This window comes from Qipengyuania huizhouensis (genome assembly GCF_019711635.1).
GTDB lineage: Bacteria > Pseudomonadota > Alphaproteobacteria > Sphingomonadales > Sphingomonadaceae > Qipengyuania > Qipengyuania huizhouensis.
On the sequence record NZ_JAIGNT010000008.1, the window covers coordinates 1 to 14,982 of the forward strand.

General features: G+C 61.6%; 13 protein-coding genes. 9 read left to right on the forward strand and 4 right to left on the reverse strand.

The annotated features are described in order from the left end of the window. The first annotated feature begins 198 nt into the window (after positions 1 to 198). Positions 199 to 762, forward strand: a complete 564-nt coding sequence (locus K3180_RS08305) for a hypothetical protein (RefSeq protein ID WP_221539872.1) — start codon at positions 199 to 201, stop codon at positions 760 to 762. 121 nt (positions 763 to 883) lie between these two features. Here the strand turns inward: K3180_RS08305 and moaB are convergent, their stop codons facing one another. From moaB to K3180_RS08320, 3 genes are read right to left on the reverse strand one after another with little or no spacing between them, the layout of a single operon-like run. Next, on the reverse strand, positions 884 to 1,411 hold the full coding sequence (gene moaB, locus K3180_RS08310; RefSeq protein ID WP_221539873.1) for a molybdenum cofactor biosynthesis protein B: 528 nt from the start codon (positions 1,409 to 1,411) through the stop codon (positions 884 to 886). Positions 1,412 to 1,423: 12 nt separating this feature from the next. Then, positions 1,424 to 3,136 carry a lytic transglycosylase domain-containing protein gene (locus K3180_RS08315; protein WP_247710426.1) on the reverse strand — a complete coding sequence of 571 codons (1,713 nt, stop codon included), beginning with the start codon at positions 3,134 to 3,136 and terminating at the stop codon, positions 1,424 to 1,426. Then, positions 3,133 to 3,918, reverse strand: a complete 786-nt coding sequence (locus K3180_RS08320) for a hypothetical protein (protein WP_221539875.1) — start codon at positions 3,916 to 3,918, stop codon at positions 3,133 to 3,135. Before K3180_RS08320 ends, K3180_RS08315 begins: the two co-directional genes overlap by 4 nt. 82 nt (positions 3,919 to 4,000) lie before the next feature. Here K3180_RS08320 and K3180_RS08325 point away from each other — a divergent pair, with 82 nt between their 5' ends. The 6 genes from K3180_RS08325 (at position 4,001) to K3180_RS08350 (ending at position 11,784) form a co-directional block, all read left to right on the forward strand. Next, positions 4,001 to 5,647, forward strand: a complete 1,647-nt coding sequence (locus tag K3180_RS08325; protein WP_221539877.1) for an electron transfer flavoprotein-ubiquinone oxidoreductase — start codon at positions 4,001 to 4,003, stop codon at positions 5,645 to 5,647. A 7-nt stretch (positions 5,648 to 5,654) separates the two neighbouring features. After that, positions 5,655 to 6,467 carry a 4-(cytidine 5'-diphospho)-2-C-methyl-D-erythritol kinase gene (locus K3180_RS08330; protein ID WP_221539879.1) on the forward strand — a complete coding sequence of 271 codons (813 nt, stop codon included), beginning with the start codon at positions 5,655 to 5,657 and terminating at the stop codon, positions 6,465 to 6,467. Continuing rightward, the gene (locus tag K3180_RS08335; protein WP_221540031.1) at positions 6,467 to 7,192 is read left to right on the forward strand and encodes an N-formylglutamate amidohydrolase; all 726 of its coding nucleotides are present in this window, start codon (positions 6,467 to 6,469) and stop codon (positions 7,190 to 7,192) included. The genes K3180_RS08330 and K3180_RS08335 overlap by 1 nt, the downstream gene beginning before the upstream one ends. Before the next feature lie 100 nt (positions 7,193 to 7,292). Then, positions 7,293 to 9,149 (forward strand): dihydroxy-acid dehydratase, encoded by a 1,857-nt coding sequence (gene ilvD, locus K3180_RS08340; RefSeq protein ID WP_221539882.1) that lies wholly within the window; start codon positions 7,293 to 7,295, stop codon positions 9,147 to 9,149. Between the two features lie 38 nt (positions 9,150 to 9,187). Next, positions 9,188 to 10,597 carry an NAD(P)H-hydrate epimerase gene (locus K3180_RS08345; protein WP_221539884.1) on the forward strand — a complete coding sequence of 470 codons (1,410 nt, stop codon included), beginning with the start codon at positions 9,188 to 9,190 and terminating at the stop codon, positions 10,595 to 10,597. Continuing rightward, on the forward strand, positions 10,594 to 11,784 hold the full coding sequence (locus tag K3180_RS08350) for a class I SAM-dependent RNA methyltransferase (RefSeq protein WP_221539887.1): 1,191 nt from the start codon (positions 10,594 to 10,596) through the stop codon (positions 11,782 to 11,784). Before K3180_RS08345 ends, K3180_RS08350 begins: the two co-directional genes overlap by 4 nt. Before the next feature lie 3 nt (positions 11,785 to 11,787). Here the strand turns inward: K3180_RS08350 and K3180_RS08355 are convergent, their stop codons facing one another. Then, positions 11,788 to 12,090, reverse strand: a complete 303-nt coding sequence (locus K3180_RS08355) for an acyl carrier protein (protein WP_221539888.1) — start codon at positions 12,088 to 12,090, stop codon at positions 11,788 to 11,790. A gap of 123 nt (positions 12,091 to 12,213) precedes the next feature. Here K3180_RS08355 and K3180_RS08360 point away from each other — a divergent pair, with 123 nt between their 5' ends. Together K3180_RS08360 and K3180_RS08365 are read left to right on the forward strand one after the other, a co-directional pair. Further along, complete coding sequence (locus K3180_RS08360) at positions 12,214 to 13,740, forward strand: acyl-CoA ligase (AMP-forming), exosortase A system-associated (RefSeq protein ID WP_221539889.1); 1,527 nt, start codon at positions 12,214 to 12,216, stop codon at positions 13,738 to 13,740. Next, positions 13,737 to 14,963 (forward strand): pyridoxal-dependent decarboxylase, exosortase A system-associated, encoded by a 1,227-nt coding sequence (locus K3180_RS08365; protein ID WP_221539890.1) that lies wholly within the window; start codon positions 13,737 to 13,739, stop codon positions 14,961 to 14,963. The genes K3180_RS08360 and K3180_RS08365 overlap by 4 nt, the downstream gene beginning before the upstream one ends. Positions 14,964 to 14,982: the final 19 nt, after the last annotated feature.

Below are 14,982 nucleotides of genomic sequence, written 5' to 3' on the forward strand. Positions count from 1 at the left end.
CATCTCTGCTCTCCTTTCCGACTCACTGGAGGGAAATTATCCCCCGAGGATGGAGAGCCGTCCACGTCATCAATTGCGGACGTGAGCGTCGCCCTCCACCAAAGTTCAAATACGGCGACTACCGTCAACTATCTGTTGACACGCTATCGTCAATAAGAGATTGACGGTTCGTCAGGAACTCATTGACGGAGATTTGTGGTGAACATTGTAGAGCAGCAAGAAATCAGAAAAAACACAGCATCAGTAATGATGGAGTGGGCAAACAACCGCCAACCACCTTTCACCGGCGAGATCGCCGAAGAGTTCAAGGATGCCATTACGGCAGCCCATCTGGTAGCAGACGAGGGGCGGCTTGACTTACAACGCTGGGTAGATGCTGCGCGAAGGTCGGGGCTGAGCTGGACAGACATCGGAAATGCGCTTGGGATATCAAAACAGGCTGCGCAGCAGCGTTTCAGGCTCGACGATGCCGATGATGACGCAAGTCAGGTTGAGGGTGCAAAGGTCGTTCGGCTTGGAGCCCATGCCTTCAACGAGATGCGCATTCTCACACAAGAGGGCGAGAACGGCCACGAGCTGATCGACGCTGGCTTGCTCAAGCTCATTTTCCGCAAGACCGACCACCATTGGGAATACCAGAGGCGGATCGGAGCAGTTTGGATGGCCGACGAGATGCGAGCAGAGATGAGGAAAGCTGGTTGGACCTATGTGTCGAGCTGGTCACCGTTCCATTACTTTAAGCGACGTTCGGCATCGCATTAGGCCAAAGAGCCCGAGTCCGGTAACAGATGCCTAGAAGCAAACAGTCGCAAATCCACCCTAAAATCGGACAGATCAGGTATTTGCGACCGGTGTGGGAAGCGTACGCGTTTGGGCTGACGATTCAGCGCTCCCTCAAGCGCGGCATCAGTTCGACGAAATTGCACGGGCGGTGGCGGCTGTCGAGCTGGTGGGCGAGGATCTTGTCCCAGCCATCCTTCACCGCGCCGTTCGATCCGGGCAGGGCGAAGATGTAGGTCCCGCGCGAGATCACTGCGCAGGCGCGGCTCTGGATCGTGCTGGTGCCGATGGTCTCGAAACTCAGCCAGCGGAACAGTTCGCCGAAACCGGGAATGTCTTTGTCTTTCACCCGGTCCAGCGCCTCGGGAGTCACATCGCGCCCGGTCAGCCCCGTTCCGCCCGTGGTGATGATGGCATCAATCTGCTCGTCATCGATCCAGCGGTGGAGATGGGCGGCGATTTCATTCTTGTCGTCACGGCTGATCTCGCGCGAGGCGAGGGTGTGCCCTGCGCCCTTTATCCGGTCGGCAAAGATATCGCCCGAAGTATCGTCCTTCGGCGCGCGGCTGTCGGAGATGGTCAGCAGCGCGATGTTGATCGGCTTGAACGGCAGGCTCTCGTCGATAGCCATCAGCGGGTCCTTCTATCGGGTGTGAGGAAACTGCGGCCAGTCGTTTTCGGCAAGATCCGTCCGGCTCGGCGCGGCGGCGTCTGCTTGGCGCAGATACATCCAGTAATTGCGCATCACGATGGCAACATAGGCGCGGGTTTCCCAATAGGGGATGGATTCCATCCAGAGCAGGGGATCGTTCTGGTCGTTGATCTCGCTGTTCCAGCGCGCCACCGGCGTGGGGCCGGCATTGTAGGCGGCCATGATCTTGGGCAGGTGACCCCGGGTATATCCTGCCTGTGCCAGCGCCTCCAGAGTGCGCTGACCGAAGGCGAGATTGGTCTTGGCATCCTTGAGGTCCGCGCCAGCGCTCATATTGATCGAAGCGGCATATTCGCGGCGCGTGATCGGCATGATCTGCATGAGTCCGATCGCCCCGGCGGGGCTTACCACCCGCTCGCGGAAATTAGATTCCTGCAGGGCGTGGGCGAAGGCCAGTGCCGGATCGATACGCCAGCCGCCATGCGGCGTGTCGAACGCAACCGGCCAGCGCAGGTTGGGCGGCGAGGCGGTGCCGCGCGGCGCGTTATAGGCCATGAAAGTCTGCGCCCCGGCCAGCCCGAGCGCACGGGCGAGACGGGTGAGGGCGGCAAAATCGTCGGGATTGCCATATCGTACCTGCCAGCGGAGCACTTCGTCCGCGACATCGCGGCGACCGACCTCGGCCAGCATGATCGCCTCGCGCACGGCAGGCTCGTCGGACAGGCGGCGCCAGTCCTCCTGCGTGAAATCCGGTGCGGTGTGATCACTCGGCAGGTCCGTTCCGAGCTGCTCTGCCGCGAGCATTCCGTAGAGTGTTTCATCATACCGTGCCGCGCTGCGCAGGTGGGCCTGGGCCAGTTGGGGCTCACGGCACCGCACGAGCGCGCGCGCAGCCCAGTAGTGGGCGGCAACCTTCAGTTCGGGATTGGTCGCTCCGGAAGAGGCGGCATTGAAGAATTCGCCCGCCCGTGAACAATCGCCCAGACGCCATGCGGCAAGGCCCGCCACCCAGTCGCCCTCTGCCACCCACGGCCCGGAACCCTGCGAGACCTGCTGCGCCATGCCATAGGCTTCGGCATCGCGGTTCTCGATGTAGTAACTCCATGCGACGCGCTGGCGCCATTCCGCCCGGGCTTGCCCCGATAGCGAGGCATCGACGCCGTCGAGCAGCAGCCTTGCGCCGTCGGGATCATCGTTACGGATATGTTCGAGAATGGCTGCGCGCACATTTGCAGTCATGGACCCGTCTTCGATGGTCGAAGGGAGGGTCCGGCGGGTGATTCCGGGCTGCCGCGCGAGCGAGTTTTCACGGGGGAGATCGGGCATCCACGAAAGGCCCCGCGTCTGGCCGAGCCGGACGATGCCTTCCACCTGCGGATTGTTCGGATAGCGGCGCAGCCAGTCCTCGATCCGGGACAGCTCGATACGAGGGCTTTTGGGGTCGAGATAATAGGTGGCCAGTGCCGATCCGTGCAGCGGTCCGTCGGGACGCTGCGAGAACATGAGTTCGACGCGGTCCCAGTTCTGCGCCTCGATCGCTTCGAACAGCGATAGATAATAGAAACGGTCTTCCTGCTGCAGCAGGCTGGGCAGGGCCGAGGAATGCGTGCGGGAAAAATAGTTCACGCTGTCCGACTGGGCGGCGGCAGGGCTTGCCGAAGCGAGGGTAGCGGCGGCAGCGAGGAGGAGGGGGCGTAAGGTCATGCGGTCCAATCCAGCCAACGGTTCCAGAAATTGCGGCGGCGCGGCGCGGAACGAGCCAGTTCGGCCAGTTCCGGCGCGAGCATCAGAGGCAAGGTCTTTTCCCCGGCCTTCACGACCGCAGGTTCGCGTGCCCTTTCGACCGGCACGCCGAACAACGGTGCCAGCGAACGGCCGAACACGAGTACCCGGTGCGGCGCGGCGAGGGTCACGTGATGCCGGGTGATGTCGGCCAGCCCGTGCACGGCCAGATCGGACCAGTCGGGCAGGGACAAGGGCGCGGGCAGAGCGCTGGCAAGATAGGCCTCGTGTTCCCCTATCCCCATCGCAGCAAGGATGGCCGAAAGGGAGCGACCGGGAGCGCCGGAGAGGAGCTGCTCGGTATCGGTTTCCAGTGGTTCGGGAACGAGGATCATGAGTTTCGCCCCGGCAACCCCGCGCGGCGGGAGCCTCCGTTCGGGACCGAGAGGGGACAGCGTTTCGGCGCTCATCCACCATTGGCGAAAATTTTCGAGGGTTTGCGGATAGGCTTCGACCGGACCGCCGATGTGCGCGGCGGCGGCGGACCCTTCGAAGGCCCGTTCGATCGGCGTCTGCTTCGGCTCTTCCGGCGGCTTCTTGGGCGTCGGCGACGCTACGGCGTGCTTTTCTTCCGGTTCGGCGAGCCACTTGATTGCCTCGTCGCTATACTCGTCCTCTACGCCCGCTTCGCGCCACCAGTCGAGCGCTGCTTCCAGCGCCTCTGCAGGCGATAATTCGCGTGTTCCCGGCGTATCTGCGATCATATTCCGTCCGGTCTGGGTCTTGACCTCAAACCGCCCAGCAATCAAGGCAATCCCACAGTTTACGCGACGAAAAGAGAGAGACATGAGCGAACGCGAATCGATGCCCTGCGACGTCGTCATCATCGGCGGCGGCCCGGCAGGCCTTTCAGCGGCGATCCGGCTGAAGCAGATCAACGAAGAGCTCGAGGTCGTCGTGCTGGAAAAGGGCAGCGAAATCGGAGCGCATATCCTGTCCGGCGCCGTGGTCGACCCGAAGGGCATGAACGAACTCTTCCCCAATTGGCGCGATATGGATTGCCCGCTGGCGGAAACTCCGGTGACAGAGAACCACCACTGGGTGCTTTCGGAAAGCGGCAAGTCGGACCTGCCCGAATTCCTCCTGCCGCCCTTCATGTCCAATGATGGCAATTACACCGCCTCGCTTGGCAACACTTGCCGCTGGCTGGCCGAGCAGGCCGAAGGGCTTGGCGTGATGGTCTTTCCCGGCTTCCCCGCCGCCGAAGTGCTGTTCGACGACAAGGGCGCGGTCGCCGGCGTGGTTACGCAGGACATGGGCGTGGCCGAGGATGGCAGCCACAAGCCCGACTACCAGCCGGGCATGGAAATCCAGGCGAAGTACACTCTCTTCGCCGAAGGTGCGCGCGGCAATCTGACCAAGAAGATGAAGGCCAAGTTCGACCTGGAGGCCGATTGCGAGCCGCAGGTCTATGGCCTGGGCGTAAAGGAGTTGTGGGACGTCGCGCCCGAGAAGTACGAACAGGGTAAGGTCATCCACACGCAGGGCTGGCCGCTTTCCGAGACGGGCACCTGGGGCGGTGGTTTCATTTATCACCAGGCCAACGGACAGGTCGCGCTCGGGTTCGTGACCGCCCTTGATTACAAGAACCCTTACGTTTCGCCCTACCAGGAATTCCAGCGCTGGAAGCATCATCCCGAGATTGCAGCGCTGCTCGAAGGCGGCAAGCGCGTGGCCTATGGCGCGCGCGTGATCAACGAAGGCGGTTGGCAAAGCGTCCCCAAGCTGGCTTTCCCCGGCGGCGCGCTGATCGGCTGTTCGGCAGGTTTCGTGAACGTGCCGCGCATCAAGGGGACGCATACCGCGATGAAGAGCGGCATGCTGGCTGCCGAAAGCATCGCCGCGGCGATTGCGGCAGGCGATGAGCACACCGAGCTGATGGATTACGATGCCGCCGTGCGTGACAGCTGGATCGCGACCGAACTCAAGAAGGTCAAGAACGCGCAGCCCGCCGTTGCCAAATATGGCGAAGACCTGGGTACGGTGCTGGCCGGGATCGACATGTGGATGCGCACGCTCAAGATCGGGCTGCCGATCACGATGAAGCATCACCGTGACCACGAGATGATAGAGCGCGCCGACCTTTACGCACCCATCGCTTACCCGAAGCCGGATGGAAAGATCAGCTTCGATCGGCTGACCAATGTGAGCTTCAGCTACACCAATCATGCGGAAGACCAGCCGGTGCACCTCAAGGTGCGCGACCGCGAGTTGCAGCGTGAAAGCGAGCTGGAAGTCTTTGCCGGCCCCTCCGCCCGCTATTGCCCGGCAGGGGTCTATGAGTGGATCCTGGAAGAAGGCGAGGAGCCTAAGTTCCAGATCAATTCGCAGAACTGCGTCCACTGCAAGACCTGTGACATCAAGGATCCCAACCAGAATATCGAATGGACCACGCCGGAAGGCGGCGGCGGACCGAACTATCCGAATATGTGATCTCTAGGTGGCCATCACCGAAATCGCATACGCCAAGATCAACCTCGCGCTGCATGTCCGCAAGCGGCGCGAGGATGGCTATCACGAACTCGAAACGCTGTTCGCCTTTGTCGATGCGGGCGATGTTCTGCGCGCATCTCCTGCTGCCTGTGACAGTCTCACCGTAGTCGGTGAGTTTTCGGGTTTCCTAAGCGACCCGTTCGACAACATCGTGATACAGGCGCTGGGGAAACTTCCGCGGCCCGACGGGCTGGACATAATGCTCGAGAAGAACCTGCCGGTTGCAGCAGGGCTGGGGGGCGGTTCGGCAGATGCGGGGGCCATATTCAGGATAGTTGAACAGGCGCACGGCCTGCCCGACAATTGGCCAGCGCGCGCGTCCAGACTGGGGGCGGATGTACCCGCTTGCGTGGAGAGCCGCACATGCATCGGGCGCGGAACAGGGACCGAGCTTGAAATTGTGGACGACAGCCTCGCCGACACGCCGATCCTGCTGGTCAATCCGCGTATTCCGCTGGAGACCGGGCCGGTTTTCATGGCTTGGGACGGTAAGGATCGCGGTCCGCTTCCCTTGGGCGATGCCCGGCACATCGCGCTGGAGGGTCGCAACGATCTCGAGGCGCCCGCGATTTCCGCCTGCCCCCAAATCGCGGACGTCCTTGACGCGTTGCGCGGAACCGAGCCGTTTGTCGCCCGTATGTCCGGTTCGGGAGCAACGTGTTTCGCTCTTTACGTCAGTAATTCCGCACGTGACGAAGCCGCAGCCAAAATCGCTTCGGATCATCCGGGCTGGTGGCAGTTAAAGGGTAATCTTCGATGATGATCGACAATCTGCCGTATCGCCAGGTCGGCGTAGAGGATATTCGTCCCGGTGGCCTGATGTGCGTCGCCGATCACGCTTCCAACTTTGTGCCGGAAGGCATCGAGCTTGGCATCGATCCCAAGCTCATGAACGAGCATATTGCGCTCGATATCGGGGTGGAGGGTATAGCCGAGCGCCTTTCCCGCCGCCACGGCATGCCCGCACACATTGCCTGCGTCAGCCGCCTTGTGTGCGATTTTCACCGTCGGGAGGATGAGCCCGGCGTAGTTCCGGTGGAGAGTGACGGTTGGCTGATACCGGGCAACATCGGCGCAGATGTCGAGGCTCGTCTCAGCCTGTTTCACCGTCCGTATCACCGGGCCCTTGGCCAGATGATCGACAAGCTGAAACCTCGTATGCTGGTGGCATTGCACAGTTTCACGCCCAGCCTCGAGACGAGCGATGAAGATCGTCCGTGGGAAGTCGCATTGCTTTACAATCAGGATGATCGCGCTGCGCGCCATGCCATTCGGCTCTTCGGGGAGCAGGGGCTTACGGTGGGCGACAACGAGCCTTATTCGGGCAAGCAGCTGAACGCTACGATGGACCGGCATGCCGAGACGAGCGGCATCCCTTATTGCACTATCGAAATCCGGCAGGACCAGATTGCCACCGAAGCCGGTCAGGCGCGTTGGGCGCAGATGCTGGCGGATGTCTTGGGACGTGTAGCGCTGGAGGTCTAAAGCCCATCTTGGGCGCTCTGCGGTAATTCTCGCTGCCTGGCCTGTTATCCCGTCACCCCGGGTCTGCTAGGGTCGCGGCTTCGGATCAGAGAGGCCCGCTATGCCACATTACAGATCACGCACTACTACCCACGGCCGCAACATGGCCGGCGCGCGCGGATTGTGGCGTGCCACGGGCATGAAGGACGAGGATTTCGGCAAGCCGATCATCGCGGTGGTCAACAGTTTCACCCAGTTCGTGCCAGGCCATGTTCACCTGAAGGACCTCGGACAGCTGGTCGCGCGCGAGATCGAGGCAGCGGGTGGTGTGGCCAAGGAGTTCAACACCATCGCGGTGGATGACGGCATCGCTATGGGACATGACGGCATGCTCTATTCTCTGCCCAGCCGCGATCTGATCGCCGATAGCGTCGAATATATGGTCAATGCCCACTGCGCCGACGCCATGGTCTGCATCTCCAATTGTGACAAGATTACCCCAGGCATGCTGATGGCGAGCCTGCGCATCAACATTCCCACGGTTTTCGTCAGCGGCGGACCGATGGAAGCGGGCAAGGTCGTGGTGAAGGGAAAGGAGGTCGCGCTGGACCTGGTGGATGCCATGGTCGCTGCTGCCGACGAAAGCTACACGGACGACGAAGTGACCGCCATCGAGCGCTCTGCTTGCCCGACCTGCGGCAGTTGCTCCGGCATGTTCACTGCCAACTCGATGAACTGCCTGACCGAAGCGCTGGGACTTTCACTGCCGGGCAATGGTTCGACGCTCGCCACCCATGCAGACCGCAGAGGCCTGTTCGAGCGTGCAGGGCGCCTGATCGTCACTCTGGCCCGGCGGTATTACGAAGAGAACGAGGGAAGTGTCTTGCCCCGTTCGATCGCGACTTTCGAAGCCTTCGAGAATGCGATGAGCCTCGATATCGCGATGGGAGGTTCTACAAACACGGTACTGCACCTTCTCGCTGCGGCGCATGAGGCAGGCGTCGATTTCACGATGGCGGATATCGACCGGCTGAGCCGGAAGGTGCCGTGCCTTTCCAAGGTCGCTCCCGCCAAGAGCGATGTGCATATGGAAGACGTCCACCGAGCGGGCGGTATCATGGCTATCCTCGGCGAGTTGGAAAGGGCGGGGCTGCTCCATACGGCGTTGCCGACTGTGCACAGCCCGACGCTGGGAGACGCGCTGGACGATTGGGATATTGGCCGCACCCGAAACAACAAGGTCCGCGAATTCTATTCCGCTGCGCCCGGCGGTGTGCCCACGCAGACAGCCTTCAGCCAGTCGGCGCGTTGGGAAAGCCTCGATGTCGATCGTGAGAACGGGGTGATCCGCAATGCCGAGAATGCCTTCAGCAAAGACGGCGGTCTTGCGGTTCTTTATGGCAATATCGCCCGCGACGGCTGTATCGTAAAGACGGCAGGGGTAGATGAAAGCATCCTTACTTTCTCCGGTCCGGCCAAGGTCTTTGAAAGTCAGGATGACGCCGTCACTGCCATCCTGACTGGTCAGGTGATCGAAGGCGATGTGGTGGTCATACGCTACGAAGGACCACGTGGCGGGCCTGGGATGCAGGAAATGCTCTATCCGACGAGCTATCTCAAATCGAAGGGGCTGGGAGCGGCCTGTGCGCTGTTGACGGACGGGCGGTTCTCCGGTGGCACTTCCGGCCTGTCTATCGGCCATGTCTCACCCGAAGCGGCCGAAGGCGGGGAGATCGGCCTGGTCCAGAATGGCGACATCATCGAGATATCTATTCCCGAACGCACTATCAATCTCGCGGTCAGTGACGAGGTGCTTGCAGAACGTCGCGCCGATATGGATGCAAGGGGCAAGAATGGCTGGTCCCCGGCGGCACCCCGACAGCGCAAGATAAGCCAGGCACTCGAAGCTTATGCCGCGATGACCACCTCCGCAGCTCGCGGCGCGGTCAGGGATGTTTCACAGCTGAAACGCCGCTAAGCCTTGCTAGGAACAGCGCGGCGTGGCAGCCGCTTGGTATGCCAGCTGAGTTGATAAAGCCTGCCACTTGCGCGGTTCTTACCGTTGACCAGATGCGCGCCGCCGAACGTGCAGCGATGGAAGCCGGGACTTCCGAATGGGAACTGATGCAGCTTGCTGGCGAGGGTGCTGGCCGCTGGATAGCTCGTATAGCCGCGGGGAGATCCGTTTGCGTCCTTTGCGGACCGGGTAACAATGGCGGGGATGGTTATGTAATTGCCGAACATTTGCGGCGGCTCGGCAGCTCTGTACAGGTGGTAGCCCCCAAGCCGCCGGGGACCGAAACGGCGAATAGGGCGCGAGAATATTATTCGGGGAAGATTGAGAGCGGCGCACTCCCGATCTGCCAGGTCTATATAGACTGTTTGTTCGGCTATGGACTGACGCGGGAGGTCGAGGGGAACTTTGCCACGCTACTGCGGCAGCTCGGTGAAGCAAGCGGGTATAAAATCGCCATCGATATCCCGAGCAGCATTGCCAGCGACACTGGCGAGCAGCTCGGGCCGGGGGTGCATTATGACCTGACCATTGCCCTCGGTGCATGGAAGCGGGCGCATTTCATCATGCCGGCCATGGCCTCCATGGGACAGAAAAGGCTCGTCGATATCGGCCTCGACTTTCCCGGCGGCTTGCCGCGTCTGAGCGCGCCGCCGCGGATAGATCCACCCGCCCCGGATGCTCACAAATATCGCCGCGGCCTGTTGGCCATTGTCGCGGGCGAAATGCCGGGCGCTTCCCTTCTGGCAGCGCAGGCCGCGCTGCGCAGCGGTGCGGGCTACGTCAAGCTGCTGAGCGATCGCTCCCATCCCGATGTGCCTGCCGAACTGGTGGTCGACGATGGGGCACTGCCCAAGGCGCTGGGGGACGAGCGGATCGGGGCGTTGCTGATCGGCCCCGGCCTTGGAAGAAATTCCGCCGCGCGGGAAAGGCTTTCGTCGGCTTTCGCGGCGAAGCGTCCGATGGTCCTTGATGCGGATGCGTTGCACATGCTCGGTCTGTCGATGCTAACCGGCATCGACACCTCCAATATTGCCGTCACGCCCCATGAGGGGGAGCTGGCGCAGTTGTGCGAGGCTTTCGGGATCGATGTGGAAGGAAAGATCGCCAGGGCCGAGGCTCTGAACGCACAGACAGGGATGGCCGTGCTCGCCAAGGGCCCGGATACTGTTCTCGCTGGACAGTGGGAGACCCGCTTTTTCGAATGTGGGTCCGCTTGGCTTTCAACAGCCGGGACCGGCGACGTGCTCGCGGGAATTTCGGCCTCGCGGCTTGCAGTACACGGGGATGCAGCTCGTGCGCTCGAAGAGGCCGTCTGGCTGCATCACGAGGCGGCCCGCATAGCGGGCGCAGCCTTTACTGCGGGCGATCTTGCCCGTGCGGTCAAGCCGGCGCTGGAGGCTTTCCTGTGAGCGAAGAGATCACGCGAATTGCCGCCAAGGGCGATGGGGTGACCGCAACCGGGCGGCATGTTGCAGGCGCGATCACCGGTGATGTTGTTTCGGAAGACGGCACCATCATCCCCGGACCGCATCATGTCGATCCGCCCTGTCGCCACTTCGGGACCTGTGGCGGCTGCCAGATCCAGCAGGCCGACGAAGCGGCCTTGCGGCAATTTGTTACCGAACGGGTCGGTTTTGCGGCAGAATCTCAGGACATTCAGGTCGGGCAGCTCCTGCCCACGCATCTTTCGCCACCGCGGACCAGGCGGCGTGCGACGCTTCACGGGCTCAAGGCGGGAAAGGCTGCCGTGCTCGGCTTCCGGGAAGGGCGGAGCAATCGCATCGTCGATATGCGCGAATGCCACATACTGGCGCCGGAACTTTTCGCGCTCGTTGCTCCTTTGCGGAAGCTGATCGCCGATCATGCAGGTAGGCAGCCCATCGATATTGGCCTGACGCTGGCCGATCAGGGGGTCGACTGCTTCCTCAAGAATTTCGCTGCTGAAGGGCTGGCGGCCACCGAGGCGTTGCTCGAATTTGCCGGCACTCACGGGCTTGCAAGGCTCGCGTTCGACCAGGGCTATGGCGCGGAAACGGTGTGGGAGCCGGAACCCGTTACCATTTCCCTGGGCGGTGTTCCCGTGGGCTTGCCGCATAATTCCTTCCTCCAGCCGACGCGTGACGGGGATGCACTGCTTGTGAGCGATACTCTGGACTTCGTCGCGGGAGCCAGGACCGTTGCCGACCTTTTCTCCGGTCTTGGCACCTTCGCATTTGCGCTTGCCGGTCCTACCAAAGTGCTGGCGGTGGAAGCGGCGCGCGACGCGTTCCTGGCCTGCAAGGGTGCTGCCAATGGTCATGGGGTGCCCGTTCATGCCATGCACCGCGACCTGTTCCGCAATCCGCTGACCGCCGAGGAGATCGGCCGTTTCGGAGCGGTGGTGCTGGATCCTCCACGCGCGGGCGCGCGGGAACAGGTCGCGCAGATTGCAGCCAGCGAGGCTAAGCGAGTTGCCTATGTAAGTTGCAACCCGTCCAGTTGGGCCAAGGATGCGAAGGCGCTGGTAGAGGCCGGTTTCCGACTGGAGAAGCTTCGCCCGGTGGGCCAGTTCCGCTGGTCGACCCATGTCGAACTGACCAGCTATTTTACTCGGTAAGGGTCAGCCCTCGATGCACTTCGCTTCGGCAAAGGCGAGCAGCCCGCCGTAGGTATCCAGCATTTCGGCATCGACGTCCTCGTCTTCGATCACGATGCCGAGGCGATCTTCCATTTCGGTGAACAGCGTGGCGACGGCCATGGAATCCAGCTCGGGCAGATGTCCGAACAGTCCGGTGTCGTTGTCGAACCCCTCGACCCGCTGCGCATCGAGCGACAGAACGTCGACCAGGATGGCGCGCAACTTCTCGTCGATCTCGCGGCGGCTCGGGCCGATCGGTCCTGCGGTGGCGGTCTGGCCGGTCATGCTCAATCTGTGAACCCTGCTGCTGAAAGGGCTTGCCCTTAGCTGCGCACCTACTGTCGCGCAAGAATGGGGTTCGCAAGGTGCTCTTGCACTATGGTGTCTATCGCGTGATAGCGATACGTGATGTCCTTATCCAACGCCACGCCCCTTGATCCGGTGCCGCACCCGCTGGACCACATTGCTGAGCGGGGAGAATCCGACAGGCCGGCACTGATCCTGAAAGACCGCACGCTGAACCACGGCGAACTGGCAGGAAGGGTTGCGCTTCTTGCCGGGTGGCTCGGCACCAGGCTGGCGGAGGGCAACCGTGTTGCCAGTTGGGCAGCGAAAGGCGAGCTAACCTGCCTACTGCCGCTTGCTGCTGCGCGGGCGGGAATGGTGCACGTTCCGATCAATCCGCTGCTCAAGCGGGCGCAGGTCGCCCATATCTTGGCGGACAGCGGAGCAAACTTACTGATTGCGACAGATTCGCGCATCAACTCTCTGGAAGAAGGCGACATTTCAGATAGCTGCGCCACAGTTGAAGAGGCATCTGCATGGCATGAGGCAGAGCGTACTGGCGTCAGTCAGCCGCCTTCCGGGCGCGATCCGCAAGAACTCGCCGCAATCCTCTACACCAGCGGATCGACCGGCAAGCCCAAGGGCGTGATGCTGAGCCATGCCAACATGTGGCTGGGGGCAGTGTCGGTGGCACACTACCTCGGGCTGGTGAATGACGATGTGACGCTGGCCGTGTTGCCGCTGAGTTTCGACTATGGACAGAGCCAGCTGTTATCGACCTGGTATGCCGGTGGAAGCGTGGTCCCGCTAGACTACCTTTTTCCCCGGGACGTGGCGAAGGCGTGCGCAAGATTCGGGGTGACGACACTGGCCGCAGTTCCGCCGCTATGGGTACAACTGATAGAAGCGGATTGGCCCAAATCAGCGGTGACGTCCTTGCGCCGCGTAACCAATAGCGGCGGTGCGCTGACGGTAGAATTGATCGCAGAAATGCGCTCCATCTTCCCGGAAACGAATATTTTTCCAATGTATGGCCTGACAGAAGCTTTTCGCTCGACCTTCCTCGATCCCAGCCTTGTTGAGGCGAACCCGACTTCGATGGGCAAGGCCATCCCCTTCGCCGAAATTCTCGTCGTGAACGACGAAGGGGCCCTGTGCGAACCGGGAGAAGAGGGGGAACTGGTTCATTGCGGCCCATTGGTTGCTCAAGGATATTGGAGTGATGCCGAACGGACGGCAGAGCGCTTCAAGCCGGCCCCTTCGGAATCGCGATACGGGGGAACCGCCGTCTGGTCTGGGGATCGGGTAAAGATGGACGAGGACGGCCTGCTCTATTTCGTTGGCCGGCGAGATGCGATGATCAAGAGCTCGGGCAACCGGATCAGTCCGCAGGAAATCGAAAGCGTTGCTTTGGCAACAGGACTTGTCAGCGAAGCGGTTGCGCTGGGCCTGGCCGACGAAAAGCTTGGACAATCGATCCATCTGGTGGTGCGCGGGAATGATGAAGGTTCGGACGAATTGAAGAAGCAGTTGGCGCGCGAACTCCCCAATTTCATGCAGCCTCAGGTCATCCACTGGCGTGAGGCCATGCCTTTGAACCCCAATGGCAAAATCGATCGGACTGCACTTGTCAGGGAGCTCGAAACATGAAGCCGCTCGGTCCAGTTCCTGAAGGCTTCGAAACAGTCGATGGCGAGCTGGGCGTTTCGGGGCAGAAGGCGAGCAAACTGGTCGACATGGCCGGCAGAACCCCGCTTTTCGCTTATTCCCGCTCGATGATCAGCGATCGCGTGGCGAGCCTGCGCGAAGTAATGCCCGAGCGTTTGCGGATAAATTATGCGATCAAGGCGAACAGTTTCCCGCCGTTGCTGGAGCATGTGGCGGATCTGGTCGATGGACTCGACATCGCCTCGGGCGGCGAACTGGAGATGGTCAGGGCGGCAGGAGTAAGTGGCGAACGCGTGAGTTTCGCAGGACCGGGCAAGCGCGACGAAGAACTTGAAGCCGCGATTTCTGCCTGTGTCACGCTCAACCTCGAGAGCGAGAACGAGGCACGCCGCGCACTCGCCATCGGAGAGAAGCTAGGCATAGCGCCGCGGCTCGCCATCCGCGTGAATCCCGACTTCGAGCTCAAGGGATCGGGCATGAAGATGGGCGGCGGAGCAAAGCCTTTCGGAGTGGATGCCGACCGGGTTCCCGCTCTTGCGCGAGAGATTGTCGCCGCAAACTGCGTGTGGCGGGGGTTGCATATCTTCACCGGGAGCCAGGCACTGGATGCCGATGCGGTGATCGAGACACAGGCGAACACGCTAGACCTGGCCCACCGGATTGCCGGCGAAGCGGGACTTGATCTACCCAAGCTCAATATGGGAGGCGGCTTCGGCATTCCCTATTTCCACGGCGACACACCGCTGGATATCACCCGCGTCGGTGAGGCGCTGGCTGAGCGGTTCGCAAGCCTTCCGGAAACACTGGCCGGGGCGGAACTCTATATCGAACTCGGCCGCTATATCGTGGGCGAGGTGGGTGTTTACCTGACCCGGATTGTCGACCGGAAGCAAAGCCATGGCGAGACCTATCTGATCACCGATGGCGGATTGCATCACCAGCTTGCGGCTTCCGGAAATTTCGGCACGGTGGTCCGGCGCAACTATCCGCTTGCGATAGCATCGCGTTTCGGCGCCGAACCGGTCGAAGTCGTCAATGTCGTGGGATGCCTGTGTACTCCGCTGGACCGGCTTGCCGACAAAGCGCACCTGCCTCGCGCAGAAATAGGCGATATCGTCGCCGTGTTCTGCGCGGGAGCTTACGGCGCCAGCGCGTCTCCCTCCGCCTTCCTCGGGCAGGGACCTGCTGCGGAAATGCTGGTATAGGACCCGCTATAAACACTTT

Excerpts from the sequence above, each read along its gene's own strand:
- K3180_RS08365 (WP_221539890.1), top strand. The coding sequence starts at position 13,737 with ATGAAGCCGCTCGGTCCAGTTCCTGAAGGCTTCGAAACAGTCGATGGC.
- K3180_RS08355 (WP_221539888.1), bottom strand. The coding sequence starts at position 12,090 with ATGACCGGCCAGACCGCCACCGCAGGACCGATCGGCCCGAGCCGCCGC.
- K3180_RS08335 (WP_221540031.1), top strand. The coding sequence starts at position 6,467 with ATGATCGACAATCTGCCGTATCGCCAGGTCGGCGTAGAGGATATTCGT.
- K3180_RS08325 (WP_221539877.1), top strand. The coding sequence starts at position 4,001 with ATGAGCGAACGCGAATCGATGCCCTGCGACGTCGTCATCATCGGCGGC.
- K3180_RS08315 (WP_247710426.1), bottom strand. The coding sequence starts at position 3,136 with ATGACCTTACGCCCCCTCCTCCTCGCTGCCGCCGCTACCCTCGCTTCG.
- K3180_RS08345 (WP_221539884.1), top strand. The coding sequence starts at position 9,188 with ATGCCAGCTGAGTTGATAAAGCCTGCCACTTGCGCGGTTCTTACCGTT.
- moaB (WP_221539873.1), bottom strand. The coding sequence starts at position 1,411 with ATGGCTATCGACGAGAGCCTGCCGTTCAAGCCGATCAACATCGCGCTG.
- ilvD (WP_221539882.1), top strand. The coding sequence starts at position 7,293 with ATGCCACATTACAGATCACGCACTACTACCCACGGCCGCAACATGGCC.
- K3180_RS08320 (WP_221539875.1), bottom strand. The coding sequence starts at position 3,918 with ATGATCGCAGATACGCCGGGAACACGCGAATTATCGCCTGCAGAGGCG.
- K3180_RS08360 (WP_221539889.1), top strand. The coding sequence starts at position 12,214 with ATGTCCTTATCCAACGCCACGCCCCTTGATCCGGTGCCGCACCCGCTG.